This window comes from Ferruginibacter profundus, assembly GCF_054783275.1.
This window is the reverse complement of the sequence record NZ_BAAGQW010000001.1, coordinates 1,058,915-1,074,909: the sequence shown is the minus strand read 5'-3', so window position 1 is coordinate 1,074,909 and position 15,995 is coordinate 1,058,915. Positions and strand designations below refer to the sequence as shown.

Here is a 15,995-nt window from a genome sequence, read left to right as displayed (position 1 = left end):
TTAAAAAGGCATACCCAACGCAATATTTAAAACAAGATTCTCTTTTCTCCAGGCACTGCTTCCAAAATCAACCTGGTTCAACACCCATCTTTGCGATGAGGGTAAAAAAGGTTTCCTCAACGGAATACCAAGATCCGCCCTGATCACCAAAACAGTAGCATCAAAACGTAAACCAATACCCGAAGCCACTGCTAATTCCTTATACCAGTCTTTACCCAGTTTTGCACCGGGGCCAAATGCCAGGGTATCTTTTGTCCAGATATTGCCGGCATCAAAAAATATGGCGCCGCTAACGATCCGGGTAAGCGGAATTCTAATCTCAGAATTGAATAGCAATTTATAATCACCACCGATGATCTGGAAAAACTGCTGGTCTGCAGCTGAAGGCTGGTGGGTACCCGGCCCTAAGCTACGTACCCGGAATCCACGAACAGAAGCTGATCCACCGATAATATATTGTTTGGCAAAGGGCAACATAGCCGAATTATTATAGGGTATGCCAATGCCAACCTGGAAACGGTTTGCCCAATCCCATTTATTGGTAAAGCGATGCGTATAATGCAGATCAAAATCTGTTTTTACATATTGTGCAAATGGTGTATTAAAAACTTTTTTTTCTCTTACTCCTTTTGCACCTGTTATTAACCCGGTTATATTGCCGGAGAGATCGATGCTGGCATTAAAATACCACTTGTCTTTCCTGCTGCGCTGTGTGCTGTTGTAGGTGTAGGAAAAAAAAGTGCCCAGTATGGCTTCGGAATATACATTTAATAAAATGGCAGGAGTAATAAGCGCCTGTTTGTAAAAACTATCCGTTACATTACTGGCATTCAGGTAACTTAATGCTATTGGTGCCAGCGTAAATTCATTTCTTATATTTTGTTTCCAGGTAAAATCGTATTGCAGGCGGAATAAATTCTTGGTATAAAATAATTGCTTCCGGTATAATTCGTAACCGGTTAATAAATTAGTATTGGGGGTGTAATAATTGTTTTCCCTGATATGAAAGAAGGGGATAGCATAGCGGGGAAATTTGATCCCCACTTCGCCACCAATACGAAAACTATTGTTATTACGGGTTGAATCTGCAAATGACACTTCAACCCCGGTATAAGCTTTTACTGTAAGCAACTCTGCACCGTGAAAAAGATTCCTGTTCTTCCAGTTTACGCTTACCTGTGTACCCAACGAATTATTATCTTTAGAAAAACCATCAATCTCCCCCTGGAAGGATTTCTTTTTAGCAGGCGTTAAATAATAATATACATTCAGTTTATGATTAGCAGAATCTTTTACCGCTTCAAAACGATTCTTTACAAATTTAAAAGCACCCAGGCTGATAAAGCGGTTTAAAGTGGTGTTTTGTGCTCGACTGCTATATACACTTCCCGGCCGGTAGGTAATGGTTTGTGCAAACAGGCGGGGATTAAATTTCTTCGCAGTGTCTTTAATAATCAGTCCTTCGTACGGAATTGCGCCCAGCATACTGGTATCCAGTTTTGCTGCAACTAAAGAGTAATCTGCAAATACGATGATCTTATTAATACTGTAAGGATATTTTGCTTTTTCGGGTGTGGATTTTTTCAGGTTCAGGTACAATGCCAGTTCCCTCTTACCAATCGTGGTATCTGCATAGGCCATCAGGTAATCGGGATTAAAATAAAAATATCCTTTTGTTTTCAGGAAAATATCCAACTCATCTCTTTCGGCACTGATATCACTTAAGCGATAAGGCTGCCCGGTTTTAAGGATACCTCTTTTCTGTCGCTGTTCTAATAATTTCAGCAATGCAGAACTATCACTCACCCAGGTAATGCTTTTAATATGGTACTGTGGTTGTATCTGTGCTTTGTAAACAGCTTTTACAAAATAGCCTTTGCTGCTGGTGTCTCCCTGTACTGTAGAATGAAAGTAACCGGTGTTTTCCATAAATGCCTGCATGTTTTCTGCAGTAACGGCTGCGTTTACCCTGCTACTGAGTACAGGCGGCTCACCTAATTTTTTTCGTAAAAATGCCCGCAGGCCTTTCTCGTTTTTATTGGCATCCGGTTCACCAATTTTATACCACCACCATACTTTATATGGTTGTCCTAATAAAAATTTATTGCGTCGTGGTGTTACAGCAAGTTTTAATTGTTTTTTCAATTGCTTGCTGCTGGTTGTTACTGCGTCATTCTTTGTAACTTTAATGGTAGCACCAGTATATAATTTTTCCCCTGCAGGCAAATAGCGCCTTACACTGCACGATGATGCAAAGACCAATATTATAAATACTATAAAATTTATTCTTTTCATGAATAGTTGCAATGAATTATTTTTTCTTTTTTCTTCTGAATAATTCATTGAATCTGTCATAGTCCATGGTTACTAAAAATCCCAGGCCCGTTTCTACCACGTAGCCATCCAGCACTACTTCAAACTGGTTTTTACGATAGGCCCGCAATAAATATTTTCCATCCCCGGTTAATTTATATGCAATGGTAACATCCGGTATAAAACTGTTATTGGCTTTGGAAGCCGCATCCTGCCCCTGTACACCAAAGTTTTTACCTACACTCACAGTTATCCTGTCGTCTAAAAATGTTTTACTTAATGCCACATTCAGGTCAGTACGTTGTGCGTTGCCTCCGTTACTGTAATCACGGTAGCTGTTAAGGTTAAGGTCTATATCAACGCCCTTTAAAAGATTGCCCGCTATTTCATTTAACGCACCTGATAAAAACTGGCTTACGCTCTGCCGTGCGATATCATTAAAATCATTTCCGTTTCCTTTAAAGAAATCACTGCTTTGTTCCCCGGTAAATCTTCCCAATAGTAACAGCGAAAAAACCTGTTTATTGGTAGCTGATTCATCGCCCCTTATCTGGGTGAGTTTATTTTCAATCGTTGTTCTCAGGTCGCTGCTGATCACTGCATTTTCTTCTGTTAATTGGATGTCAAATTTTATAACGGGCTTGCTGATCTCGCCGGTTAAATACAACACTACTTTAAAAGGAACTTTCTGGTTAAACGAATTGGCAAGCAACGGATCAACGCTTCCTACTTCATTACCCAGCAGGTCTTTTGCTGCCGTATTAACTGTGTAAGCCGCAACAACATCCAGTTTGGCCCTGGTAGGTTCGCCGCCAAATACAATGGTGCTGCCTTTTTGAAGAATGAATTTTCTTTGAAGGAACTGGTAATTGAAAAGATAGTAGCCATTATCCAGGTCGTAATTACCGGCAAGAATTATATTGCCACCGGGATCAACACCTGCATTCAGCCTGGCGTCTCCCTGCACTTTAATTTCATCGCCGGTTACAGGGTCAATAATAATAGTTAATGCTGCTTTCTTTTGAATTTCAATATTCAGGTTGTAATTCAGAAACTGCGCAAAATTTGATTGTACATCTCTTTCCTCTACAAATGGCGTTACCGGGGGATTGATATCAAACGTATCACGATCTATAAATCGTACAATGGTTCTTCCCTCATCTTTACCATAACTTTTTTCAGGAATAACAATGGTGATATTGCTTTTATCTTTTACGTAAATATCACCTTCAATATCGGGAGAAACAGAATTGCCTGTAATGGCAATATTGGCATCAACTGCCGCAAATCCGTACAACTCGTTGGTCAATGATCTAGGGGCATTGATCACGATAAAATCTGTGGCACTGATATCCAGTCTCAGGTCAAAAATATTTTTTGGATTAACAGTAACAGCGCCATCAATTTTCATCTGGTGGTTCAATGAATCCCTGATGGTAAAATTATCCAGTTTTATTACCGGGTAATCAAAAATTATCTTCTGGTTGTCTGCTTTAAAAGCTGTACCAAGATCGGTAACAGTAAACCGGGTGGTATCAAAATTTATTGCACCCTTCCACCTGGGGTCAGCAAATTTTCCATTCACAGTAAAGTCGCCGTGAATATTGCCTGTAGCATTCTTTAATTTACCGCCTGAAAAGCCTTGCAATGTGGCAATGTTTAACTTTTTTATATCGGTAAACAGGTCGAATTCCTGCTGCACGTTATTCAGGTAATAATTCCCATTTGCAGTAATATCATTTCCGTTTCCGATTAGTGTAAGGGTTGCCGTGATATTGTTTTCAGATTGTTTTTGCGCTGAGCCGGTTAATGTGCCCATGGGCTGTTGCATTACCTGTAAGTCAGTAATTGTAAGATGGCCTGTAAAGGCGGGAATATTTTTATAGAGATCGTTCACTTCCATTTTTGCATCCATGATGCCTGAAGCAAACAGCGTATCATTACTTATAATTGCACTGATACTTTTTAAATTGAAATTATCAATAGCAATATCGATAGGGCTGTTCACTATTTCTGCCCTGCTTTTAATGGAAATAGCAGCAGTATCACTGGTGACCAAAAAATTATGAATGATCAAACCGGCGGGAGAATAGTTGATATAGTTATCTGTTGCAACATTCCACTTTTCGTAATTGAGCAGTAAACTATCCTTTAGCCTGAAGGAATAGATACTATTGTTTTCAGAAAGAGAGGCCTTTAATCCAAACCAGTCTTTTCTTTTATTATCCTGCGTTAAGGCACTCACTGAAATGCTGTCCCTTGCAGCACTACCTTTTAAAGCCGTACCATAAAAAATATTGGTTCTATAATTTAAAGTGTCAAAAGTTATCGCATAATTAATGCGTTCATTTTTTGATCCCAAATTGATATTGCCATTTCTTAAAGCCTTATCCTCATAGGCAAGATAGGGGAGTGTTATGCCCAGGTTTAATGCACTATCTGTATTGGCAGATGTAAAACTGCCTTTAAAATTAATATCATTGTAATCCTTTAGCCCGGGTATAATACCAATAAGGAACGGATGTTTTTTTATATTGCCATCAAAGCTGAGTTGCTGATCGGGAATGTTTTTTACATTTATCGAATCGGATATTTTATAATAATGATTTACATATTGTACAATGGCATCACCCACTTTATCATAGTCAAATGCACCGTTTGCATGCAGGTTGGCAAAGGGTGCATTAAAATTAATGTCGTCTTTCCCTTCAGCAGATGATGCCACCAGCGAAATACTATCCAGCGCATAAAAATTCCTGCCGCTTTGCATTTTTATCGAATCAATTACTGTATTGATGTTAAGGTTACGGGGTTGTAAATTATCCGCATGGATATTGGCAGCTAAAGAAAAATTCAGGGTGTCTTTATATAAATGTAATTTTTGTAATTGTGCTGTATCCACTTTTACAAATCCATTGATTGAGGGATACTCTTTCTGCACAGTAGCTTTTATAGTGTAATGCAATTGTAAACTGCTGTCATTGATAGCTCCTTTGCTATCAATAATCCCGGCATTAAAAACAGCAAGTACTTCAGCATGGCGGTAGTTGTATTTATTATACTGTAGTTGTTGTACAGATGCGGTAATGGTGCTCTGCATGGTTTTATAGTTAAAGCCTTTGCCCTTTGCAGTAAATGCACCGGTTACTTTTCCAATTATAGTATCCTGCCTGATCAGTTTGCCAATCTCATAATTATTGGTGGTAATAAACAGGTCGTAGACTGAAGTTTCAGGATCGGTCATATTTTTTATAAATCCTTTTACAGTTGCTTGCCCGTAGCTGTCATTAATTTTAACATCAGCAACCAGGTTTTTTATATCGCCTTTTAAAAGGCCGCTGATGCTCACTTTATCCGGAAGGTTTATTTCCGGTGGTAATGCTCCCGGTGGTATAAATCCAAGAATGATATTCTTATCTATCGTGCCGCTTCTTATGGCAAAGTCATATTTTAGTTTTGCAGGGTCCGACATATTTTTGAGTGTGAAAATGCCATTGAATGCAATACCCTTTCCATTGGTTTGTATATCGGCCACCAGGTTTTCTTTATTGCCTGTAATGTGCCCGGTTAAATTAAATACATCGGGTAATTGCGCAAGCAGGGATTGATTTTCTTTAGGTACAAATTTTAAAAGATCGGATTTTAAAAAATTACTTTTATCAATATACAGGTCGTAGTAAAATTTTGAAACATCGGTAAGATTGTATAAAGTGCCGTGTGCATTTAAGCTGGTGCCGGAAAAGCCGATAAGTTGCAGGTAAGGTAAATACACCTGTGCAAGATTACCGCGTAACTCAGTATTAAAATGAACCGCATTATTGGCAAACTGCTGTGGTGGAAAAGATGTTTTTAACCCTGGAACCAGGAGATACAGGTCATTAAACGCAATGGTGGAATTTTTAAGTACTGCAGATAATAAACTGTTCCTGGGATTAGTGGCAATACCATTAAGGCTGTCGTATTTTATTTCAAAGAGATTTTGCAAAAGTGTTTGCGGCGATTTTACATATAACTCTTTAGCAGAAAGAATAGAATCTGTCATTAAAAAATTGGCATGCACCGTATCCAGTATAAAACCGCTGGTGTCTTTAAAACTTAATTGTTTTACTAATGCGGCCGTTTTATTTTTCGCAAAACTGAATGCAGTAATATTGGCAGCAAGGTTTTTTATATTGAAATGCCCGAAATCGAATCCTCCTGCTTCAGGCAGATTATTATTATCGTAACTGATATGATTATTGTGCAGCACAATTTCTTTTGCATTGATCAGCCAGGGCATATCGTTACCGGCTGCGTTGTTATTTGCAGCAGTTTTTTTATCTGCATTCTTTGGGTTGGTAAATTGAATAACAGAACTGTCCAGCAACAATTCATCAGCTGTTGCCAGAGTATGATCCAGGTCAAACAAAGCATTTTGCAATCCTAAATGCGTTATGGTATTGGCATAATACAGCCCTGAAATTTTATCAGTTACCATTACGTTTACATCCCTGATATCAAAACCGGCTGCTGATACATGTAAGCCGTAAGCAGGTTCGCCTGTGCCGGTAGCCGTATTGGAATAAACGGAGTCTTTTACAGTATGCTTGTAAGTATGCATAAAGAAATCAATACCCGAGGCATCAAGATCTTTAATACCAAAATTTACCCTGTCGGGTTGAAAGGTATTTAAAGTAGCATCGAATTGCTGTATGCCCGCAGTAAAATCCCTGCCGTCATTTTTATCTTTAAAGCGTAAAGAAACATGGTCAAGTATCAGCCTGTCTAAACTTATTTTTAAAGCCGCAGTATCTTTCACTACAGGGGCGGCTGGTTTGGCTCCCGCAAATGCATCAATCACAAACTGGTAATTGAATGCCGGATCTTCTTCGGTACGGTTGATATTCACGATAATATTTTTCAGCAATAATTTTTGAATACTGGTATTACCCCTTATCAATTGAAGCATATTGATATCCACCGCGATCTTTTCACCGAAAATCAAAGTGTCTTTTTTTTGATCTTCTATATAAACAGATTTGATTTCGATCCATTCAGGTAAGCTGTAATCTATAGCGCCAATACTAACCCTGGTTTTTAGCCTGTCTTCCAGGTAATGCTGTACCTTATTTCTTACTATTCGTTTGCCAACCGGAAGGTTAATGAACAATAAAAAAAGGCATAACAATATCACCACACATCCAAGTATGTACAATATTATTTTACCGGTTTTTTTTATTATTTTTTTATACGACATTTAGTTGTAACGAGCCGCTCCTGCAAAACCTCTATCCGCCATAGGATTTTTTGGATTGTTTTTTATTCACAACGCCGGCAAGTTTCTTTTCGGTTTTAGTTTGTGGTGTAATGCTTTTTTTATCCGAAGGCAGATGCGGAAAGCCCGGGTAATCCTGGTCTATCTTTGCATCAGGATTTTGTTGCACTTCCTCTTCTTTTTTAATTGGTTTGGCCATGTTATCTGGTTATATAAAATCAATAAGGTCCTGGTTCAATTTTTCTTTTTCTGTAAACCAAAGTCCGTGTGGTGCCCCTTCATACACTTTAAGTACAGCTCCTGCTATCAGCAGTACCGATTTTTCGGCTGTTAATTTTATCGGCACTGTTTTATCTTTATCGCCATGTATGATCAATGTAGGTACATTTATTTTCAGCAGGTCCTTTCTGAAATCGGTAGAAGAAAAAGACCTGGCGCATTCAATGGTGGCAACAGGCGACGCATCCATGGCTTTGTTTAAGGCACTGTTTAAATAAGCTTCGCTTACCGGCTGGTTTAATATACCTAAGCTGTAAAAATCTTTATTGAAGCCTTCTAAAAATGTAGGCCGGTCATCCATCAGGGCTTTTTGATTGGCAGTAAAATGTTCCTGCGGCACACCATCAGGATTATCATCTGTTTTTAACAAAAATGGTACAACTGCACTTATCAAAACAACTTTTGAAACTCTTGCATCACCATACAATGAAAAATATTTTGCAATTTCTCCGCCACCCATCGAAAAGCCAACCAATGTAACGTCTGTAAGATTTAAATCATCCAGTAAAGCCTTAAGGTCGCTGGCCAGAGTATTGTAATCATAACCTGTAAACGGCCTGTCTGATTGGCCAAAACCCCTTCTGTCGTAAATAATACAGCGTAAACCATGTTGTGGCAATTGCGTTACCTGGTATTCCCACATCGAGCCGCTTAATGGCCAGCCATGGATGAAGACCACCGGCTTTCCTTTACCAAGATCCTCGTAATAAATTTTTACAGGTTTTTCATTGTTTTGAACAGAATGTATAAAGGGCATATTGATGGTTTTATGTAATTGAAATAGAAAAATCTGACGCTTTAATGTTGATTACCGGAAGCTTAAGAACGGTAGATTTATACCTTGTTAAAGGTCAGTATATCTTATACGAAAACTGTTACATAACTTTATTAAGAAGTTACATTATTCACACATTGCAAAATACTATCCGGTCAATGCAAATTCTGAACTATCTTCAATGCATGTAGTAAATTCATGAAGCCCTTCTACCAAAATACTATACCTGAAACCCTGGACCGGCTGAAAACATCAGCATCAGGTTTAAACAGCGATGCGGTGGTAGCATTACAACATGAATTTGGTGCGAATGTGTTGCAGGAAGCCCCGCAAAAAAGTAAATTCTCTATACTTTTTTCACAGTTCACAGATGTGATGATCCTTATATTGATTGGTGCTGCTGTCATTTCATTCCTGGTAGGTGAACATACCGATGCCTATGTAATACTGGCCATCATTATCGGCAATGCCTGGATCGGTTATTACCAGGAGTATAATGCGGAGCAATCCGTTCGGATGCTGCAGAAAATGGCGGCTCAATTTGCGGTAGTGCTGCGTAATAATGATCCAGCAAAAATTGAAGCCGGGCAGCTGGTGCCCGGCGATATTATTTTATTGGAAGCGGGAGACATTGTACCGGCCGATGCAAGATTGATGGAAGTACATTCTTTTAAAACTGAAGAAGCTTCTTTAACCGGCGAAAGTCATTCTGTTGAAAAGATAACTGACCCTGTAAAAGATGAAAATCCTGTTCCCGGCGATCAGCAAAACATGATCTTTAAAGGAACTGTTGTTAGTAATGGTTCTGCCAAAGCCATTGTTACCAGCATTGGTATGAATACCGAAATAGGAAAGATTGCAGGCCTGCTGAAAGTAGCACCGCAGAAAACGCCATTGCAAAAAAGGCTGGCTGTTTTCAGTAAACAGTTAGCCGTTATTGTTATAATAATTTGTGCCGCAGTTTTTGGTATTGGCATGTGGCGGGGTGAAAATGCATTTGAAATGTTTCTTACCGCATTATCATTGGCAGTAGCAGCATTACCTGAAGCATTGCCTGCTGTTATCACCATTGCATTGGCACAGGGTGCCAGGCGAATGGTAAAACAAAATGCCCTGATGCGAAAATTACCTGCGGTGGAAACCTTAGGTTCGGTTACTTATATCTGCAGCGATAAAACCGGTACACTTACACAAAATGTAATGACGGTTGAGAAACTGGAAGCGGCAACAGGTAAAGAAGAGCTGTTAAAGCATGCGATGGTGTTAAACAACGAAGTAAGATTTTCGGGTGAGGGTTTATTGGGAGACTCTACAGAAACTGCTTTAGTAGATCATGCTTTAGAAAAAGGGCATACCAAGGAAGGATCAGATGCCGCATTTCCGTTAATAGCCAAACTGCCCTTCGATTCTGACCGGATGCGAATGAGTACTTTGCATCAGCATGATGACAAATGGATCTTATTTACAAAAGGTGCCCCTATAAAAATGACAGAGGTACTGAGTGAAAAATATAAAGAACAGGTTCCCGGGTGGTTGAACACAAACAGGGAATGGGCCGCTGATGGTTTACGGGTATTATTTTTCGGGTATAAAATTTTCGATACCGATCCCGGCGAAATAAAACTGAGTTTTGAAAATGAACTCGATTTTTTAGGCATCACGGCAATGATAGATCCGCCGAGGGAGGAAGTGATCGCTGCCATTGCACAATGCAAAACAGCTGGCATCAGATCTGTAATGATCACCGGCGATCAGCCACTCACTGCTACCGCTATAGCCACACGCCTGGGAATGATTAAAGAAGGCCACCAGGGCGTAAAGACCGGGGCCGATTTGGAAAAACTGTCACCTGAAGCATTTGGCGAAATTGTAAAAAATACAACGGTGTATGCAAGAGTATCTCCCGAACAAAAATTAAATATTGTAAAAGCCCTGCAAAAAAACGGGGAGTTTGTTGCCATGACGGGTGATGGTGTAAACGATGCGCCATCATTAAAGCAATCGGATATTGGTGTTGCAATGGGCATTACAGGAACCGATGTATCTAAAGAAGCTGCGGATATGATATTACTGGACGATAATTTTGCCACCATTGTAAAAGCGGTTCGAGAAGGCAGGAGGATCTATGAAAATATCAGGAAATTTATTTTGTATGTACTGTCCTGTAACCTGGGAGAAATCCTGACGATTTTTCTTGCCCCCATTCTTGGTTTTGCAATTCCGCTGTTGCCTATTCATTTGCTATGGATAAACCTGGTTACAGATGGTTTGCCGGGCCTGGCACTTGTAGCAGAACCTGCAGAAAAAGATATAATGAACAGGCCGCCACGGCCACCCAAAGAAAATTTATTTGCCGGAGGAATGGTAACAAAAATTCTGCTCACGGGTGCAATACTTACCACTGCATCCATCTTTGTACAATGGTGGGCGGTAAACCAGGGATACAATGTAAAAGAGCAACAAACAATGGTATTTACAACACTCTGCTTTGTACAGCTGGTTAATGCACTCTCCGTAAGATTTGTTTATCATTCGGTTTTCTCCCTGGCAATTTTTGCCAACAGGGGCATGTGGGGCTCTATTATTTTAACGGTAGCCTTACAATTACTGATCATATACGTTCCCTTTATGCAGCCCGTTTTTAAAACGGTTCCCTTGCAATGGCAACCAATGCTCCTCATCATCGCAGTTACAATGGGTGCCCTGTTATGCATCGAGCTTTTAAAGTTGTTGCATAAAAAGCAATAATACCATTACTGTAACTATTTTACAAACAAGTATGCCTGCAAAGGGTAGTATTAGAATTATTCAATTATCTTCATAACCTAAATTAAAAATTGCTTGTTATGAAGACCATAAAATTTTTCACCATTTTTTTATTGATTATGATCAGCGTTATAAATGCCGCCCCGGCACAACAAAAACAATTTAAAGCATTAGTAGTAACCACCACCAGGGGCTGGCACCACGAATCTATACACAATGGATTTATCACCATTAAAGAATTAGGGGTAAAGAATTTTTTTGATGTGGTACTTTGGGAAGATCCGAAGGGATTTACAGATAAATATGTGGAGCAATTCCAGGTGATCATCTTTTTAAATACTACAGGCGATATTTTTGATTCGTCACAACAAAAAGTAATGGAACGTTTTATACAATCCGGCAAGGGTTATGTGGGCATACACAGCGCTTCGGATACAGAGTATGACTGGGACTGGTATAATAAACTGGTAGGCCGTATGTTTTATATTCATCCGGTAATTCAAACAGCACAACTGAATATCGTTGATGATAAATTCCCCGGCCTGCAGGGTTTTGCCAATAATAAACTATGGACCGATGAATGGTACCAGTTTGGCCCCGAAAAAGTTGCTGACTTAAAATATATTCTTGCTGTGGATGAATCTTCTTACAATCCCAAAGCAAACTGGGGCGAAAAGAAAGGCGAGGGCATGGGCAAAATGCATCCTGTCAGCTGGTACCACAATTTTGATGGCGGACGGGCTTTCTACACAGCACTGGGGCATTTGCCTACTGTTTACAACGATCCTGCATTTTTAAATCATTTGTATGCAGGCATATTCTGGGCTGCTACCGGAAAAAAATAATCCGGATACTAGAAATTAATACTACTGCCGCCAGCGATTAAAAACCTGGCGGCAGTTTAGTAAAATATAAAAATCAGTTTCAGTTATTGTAAATGTGCTGCCGGATCAATTGCCGGCGGTGATAAAATTTAAAAAAATAAATTGTGTATTTTTTACACAATAATCAATAAATTTACATCCTAAATTTAAAACGATGCTATATAAAAGATTGCTTGCTGCTGTGTTTGCAGTAGTAATTGGTACTGCTGCTTTAGCCCAGACCAAAACAACTGTTCTTTCTCCCAACAAAAACATTACACTTAATTTCTGGCTTGGTGATAACGGGGCACCAATGTATGAAGTGTTGTACAAAAACAAATCCATCATGCTGCCTTCGCATATGGGCTTAGCTATAAAAGAAACCATGACCGATAAGGCCTTGCCTTCCTTAACTGATAATTTAACGGAGGTTGCTAACATGCAAATAAGTTCAAACACCACGTGGAAGCCGGTTTGGGGCGATGTAAAAGAAATACGGGATAATTATACACAACTGAGTGTAAAGCTTAGCCAGAAAGTTACTGATGCTATTGAATTTACCATTGTGTTTAAGGTTTTTGATGACGGCGTTGGTTTCCGTTATGAATTTCCTGAACAGAAAAACCTGAAACATTTTATTGTGGCAGACGAAAAAACGGAGTTTCACCTTACCGGAAATCACAAGGCTTTCTGGATACCCGGTGACTATGATAGTAATGAATTTAGTCCGAATGTAACTAACCTGGATGAGGTTAACGGTGAAGACCCGAAATATGCTGCCAGCATTTTTGCTCACCAGTTCTTTGATAAAGATGCCGTACAAACTCCCCTGATGCTTAAATCGGCAGATGGCTTATATATCAACATTCATGAAGCGGCATTGGTAAACTATCCTGCTATGAATTTACATGTTGATAAAACATCTTTCAATTTAACTTCAAAACTGGTACCGGATGCCTTGGGTAATAAAGCCTATTTGCAAACGCCTGCTAAAACACCCTGGAGAACGATCATCGTTTCTGATAAAGCAACCGACATTCTTGCTTCCCATACTATCTTAAACTTAAACGAGCCTTCGGTAATTAAAGATCCCAGCTGGATTAAACCCACCAAGTATGTTGGCGTATGGTGGGAAATGCACGTAGGCAAATCAACCTGGGATTATGCAGGCAGCCAGAATGCCACCAGCTTTGATACAAAGAATTTAAAAGCTTCGGGCAAACATGGCGCTACTACGGCTAATGTTAAGCGTTATATTGATTTTGCATCAAAAAATGGTTTGGATGGTGTGTTGGTAGAAGGATGGAATGTGGGTTGGGAAGATTGGTTTGGCCAATACAAGGAAAACGTATTTGATTTTGTTACACCATATCCTGATTTTGATGTAAAGGAATTACACCGTTATGCTGCATCCAAAAAAGTAAAGCTGATCATGCACCACGAAACATCAGGATCGGCCACCAATTACGAAAGGCAGATGGATACGGCCTATCGTTTTATGAAGGCCAACGGCTACGATGCTGTAAAGACGGGCTATGTAGGCCATATCATTCCCCGTGGCGAACATCACGACGGGCAATGGATGGTAAATCACTATGTGAGAGTGGCGCAAAAAACCGCCAGCTATAAAATTATGCTGGATGCACATGAACCCGTCAGGCCTACAGGCTTAAGCCGCACCTATCCAAACTGGCTGGCGTGTGAAGCAGCACGTGGTATGGAATTTAATGCATGGAGCGAAGGCAATAAACCAAGGCACGAAACTATATTTCCATTCACCAGGTTTATGGGTGGCCCGATGGATTATACACCAGGTATTTTTCAATTAGAATTAAATTACTGGGATAAAAATAAAAAAGAAACCATTCATACCACATTGGCAAAGCAACTGGCTTTGTATGTAACTATTTGCAGCCCGTTGCAAATGGCAGCCGATCTGCCCGAAGTGTATGAAAAGAAAATGGATGCATTTCAGTTTATTAAAGATGTGGCGCTTGATTGGGATGATAGTAAATACCTGGAAGCAGAACCCGGTGAATACATTACTGAAGCAAGAAAAGCCAAAGGCACCAACAACTGGTTTGTAGGAGCCATCACTAACGAGAATGCAAGAACAGCAACTGTTGATCTGTCTTTTTTAGATGCAGGTAAAAAATATACGGCTACTATTTATGCCGATGCTGATGATGCAGATTTTGAAAAAAATCCTGCTGCCTATAAGATCACCAAACAGGTGGTGGATAGTAAAATGGTACTAAGCCTTAAACTGGCAAGGGGAGGAGGTTGTGCGATAAGTATTACACCTGCGAAATAAAACAAAACATCAACAGGTCATAAAAAATTAACCGCTTCATTTTTACATGAAGCGTTTTTTTATTAAGCACAATAGTCAGGAGAAACTATTCATGTACCATCTTATTTTCTTTATTGATGTAAAATACTTTTCCTCCTTTAATCACCCTTGCCTCGCCGTTTTCAAAACAATCTGAAAAATCGTAGGAAGGTTTTATTAACCAGTTTCCTTTGGGATCTATATAACCCCAGTAGCCTTTTACATTGGAAGCAGGAGCAAGGCCTTCTGCAAAACTGCGGGCACTGGCAAATTCAAACGGTATGGCAGTTTCGCCTTTGGTATTAATAAAACCAAAGAGATTGCTTTTTGAAACAGCTGCCAGTCCATTGCTAAAGCTTACCGCATCATCAAATATTGGCTCGGTAATGGCTTTACCGGTACTGTCAAGGTACAACCATTTTGTGTCCAGTCTTACTGCAGCAAACCCTTCCTTAAAAGTTAAGCCTTCATCGTATTGGGGTTTTACAATCTCCACACCTTCTTTATTTACATAACCTACCTTATCATTTTTTTTAACTTTAGAAAGCCCGCAGATACAGTTATCTACAAAGTCGTAATTCTTTTCCCATTTTTGTGCATAGTTATTAAGTATAGGAAAAAAGAAAAGCAGCAGGAATATCTTTTTCATAAAATAAGTTTTAGATGAAAAAATAAATTGTGCCTACAAAGTATAGCTGTGTAAGCACAAAAAATATGACGGGGAGAAGTGAAAATGATGATTTTGGTTCTATTGAACGCAGCACTTTACTAAAACATGGCAGCCGCATTAAGAAGCAGGGATTTGGCTGAAAATGGGCCGATCGACCGCAGCAACCGGGGCAAACACAACAGCTTTGGAGGCTTATTTTACCCCGTTTCAGCAACCTGTATTAATGTTTTTTACCAGTTAACCTGCCCATTTACCGTTCGTAAAATCAGCAAAAAAACGACTTGTCTTAAAAAATAAAATCTCAAATAATTAATAATCAATTACTTATTCTGTGTGTGTGCCCTGAAATTTTCAATAATACTACCTCAATCTATACTACTTTGTTTTGCATAGTACTAAATTCCGCCTTATCTTTGTGTTATCAAGGTAATCAAACAAAAGGGTTGCCGGAAACAAAAAGTATAAACCATAAAAACTTCAAACAATGAACACACAAAACAAAAGCTTATTTACATCAATAAGCAAAAGCGAAACAAAAGCATTAACTACCATCGTTAAAGAAACTTTAGCCTTTGGACTGGTTAACCAGGAAAAACATTTTACTGCTGCTGACTTGTGGAATATCCAACGCCAGAAAAGAAGTACACAAAGAAGGCATTTTGCATAATTGCATGTTTTGATGATTGCCATAGGAGTTCACAACTTATGCTGTTAAGTATAGCCACACTCAACCAACTAAGTAC

Annotated in this window: 9 protein-coding genes; 4 read left to right on the top strand and 5 right to left on the bottom strand. The window is 39.3% G+C overall.

What is annotated here, in order from left to right; genetic code table 11:
- The 4 genes from tamL to ACYVM0_RS04475 are packed head-to-tail and all read right to left on the bottom strand — an operon-like array spanning position 1 to position 8,603.
- Complete coding sequence (gene tamL / locus ACYVM0_RS04490) at positions 1–2,355, bottom strand: translocation and assembly module lipoprotein TamL (RefSeq protein ID WP_460553095.1); 2,355 nt, start codon at positions 2,353–2,355, stop codon at positions 1–3.
- Positions 2,312–7,549, bottom strand: coding sequence for a translocation/assembly module TamB domain-containing protein (locus ACYVM0_RS04485; protein ID WP_460553092.1), 5,238 nt, complete (start codon positions 7,547–7,549; stop codon positions 2,312–2,314). Before ACYVM0_RS04485 ends, tamL begins: the two co-directional genes overlap by 44 nt.
- Before the next feature lie 31 nt (positions 7,550–7,580).
- Positions 7,581–7,766 carry a hypothetical protein gene (locus tag ACYVM0_RS04480; protein ID WP_460553089.1) on the bottom strand — a complete coding sequence of 62 codons (186 nt, stop codon included), beginning with the start codon at positions 7,764–7,766 and terminating at the stop codon, positions 7,581–7,583.
- Positions 7,767–7,775: 9 nt separating this feature from the next.
- Positions 7,776–8,603: an alpha/beta fold hydrolase gene (locus ACYVM0_RS04475; protein ID WP_460553086.1), complete on the bottom strand. Its 828-nt coding sequence runs from the start codon at positions 8,601–8,603 to the stop codon at positions 7,776–7,778.
- Positions 8,604–8,819: 216 nt separating this feature from the next.
- On the opposite strand from ACYVM0_RS04475, the gene ACYVM0_RS04470 reads away from it, so the two are divergent.
- From ACYVM0_RS04470 to ACYVM0_RS04460, 3 genes are all read left to right on the top strand, one after another.
- Positions 8,820–11,369 carry a cation-translocating P-type ATPase gene (locus ACYVM0_RS04470; protein WP_460553083.1) on the top strand — a complete coding sequence of 850 codons (2,550 nt, stop codon included), beginning with the start codon at positions 8,820–8,822 and terminating at the stop codon, positions 11,367–11,369.
- 98 nt (positions 11,370–11,467) lie between these two features.
- Positions 11,468–12,232 carry a ThuA domain-containing protein gene (locus ACYVM0_RS04465; RefSeq protein ID WP_460553080.1) on the top strand — a complete coding sequence of 255 codons (765 nt, stop codon included), beginning with the start codon at positions 11,468–11,470 and terminating at the stop codon, positions 12,230–12,232.
- 193 nt (positions 12,233–12,425) lie between these two features.
- The gene (locus ACYVM0_RS04460; RefSeq protein ID WP_460553077.1) at positions 12,426–14,564 is read left to right on the top strand and encodes a glycoside hydrolase family 97 protein; all 2,139 of its coding nucleotides are present in this window, start codon (positions 12,426–12,428) and stop codon (positions 14,562–14,564) included.
- Between the two features lie 85 nt (positions 14,565–14,649).
- On the opposite strand, the gene ACYVM0_RS04455 is transcribed toward ACYVM0_RS04460, so the two are convergent.
- Positions 14,650–15,231 carry a WG repeat-containing protein gene (locus ACYVM0_RS04455; protein WP_460553074.1) on the bottom strand — a complete coding sequence of 194 codons (582 nt, stop codon included), beginning with the start codon at positions 15,229–15,231 and terminating at the stop codon, positions 14,650–14,652.
- 505 nt (positions 15,232–15,736) lie between these two features.
- Between ACYVM0_RS04455 and ACYVM0_RS04450 the strand changes: the two genes are divergently transcribed.
- Positions 15,737–15,919 (top strand): hypothetical protein, encoded by a 183-nt coding sequence (locus tag ACYVM0_RS04450; protein WP_460553071.1) that lies wholly within the window; start codon positions 15,737–15,739, stop codon positions 15,917–15,919.
- Positions 15,920–15,995 lie beyond the last annotated feature (76 nt).

Bases quoted from the DNA above. Each gene is read 5' to 3' on its own strand.
- tamL (WP_460553095.1), bottom strand. From the start codon at position 2,355: ATGACAGATTCAATGAATTATTCAGAAGAAAAAAGAAAAAATAATTCA.
- ACYVM0_RS04485 (WP_460553092.1), bottom strand. From the start codon at position 7,549: ATGTCGTATAAAAAAATAATAAAAAAAACCGGTAAAATAATATTGTAC.
- ACYVM0_RS04480 (WP_460553089.1), bottom strand. From the start codon at position 7,766: ATGGCCAAACCAATTAAAAAAGAAGAGGAAGTGCAACAAAATCCTGAT.
- ACYVM0_RS04475 (WP_460553086.1), bottom strand. From the start codon at position 8,603: ATGCCCTTTATACATTCTGTTCAAAACAATGAAAAACCTGTAAAAATT.
- ACYVM0_RS04470 (WP_460553083.1), top strand. From the start codon at position 8,820: ATGAAGCCCTTCTACCAAAATACTATACCTGAAACCCTGGACCGGCTG.
- ACYVM0_RS04465 (WP_460553080.1), top strand. From the start codon at position 11,468: ATGAAGACCATAAAATTTTTCACCATTTTTTTATTGATTATGATCAGC.
- ACYVM0_RS04460 (WP_460553077.1), top strand. From the start codon at position 12,426: ATGCTATATAAAAGATTGCTTGCTGCTGTGTTTGCAGTAGTAATTGGT.
- ACYVM0_RS04455 (WP_460553074.1), bottom strand. From the start codon at position 15,231: ATGAAAAAGATATTCCTGCTGCTTTTCTTTTTTCCTATACTTAATAAC.
- ACYVM0_RS04450 (WP_460553071.1), top strand. From the start codon at position 15,737: ATGAACACACAAAACAAAAGCTTATTTACATCAATAAGCAAAAGCGAA.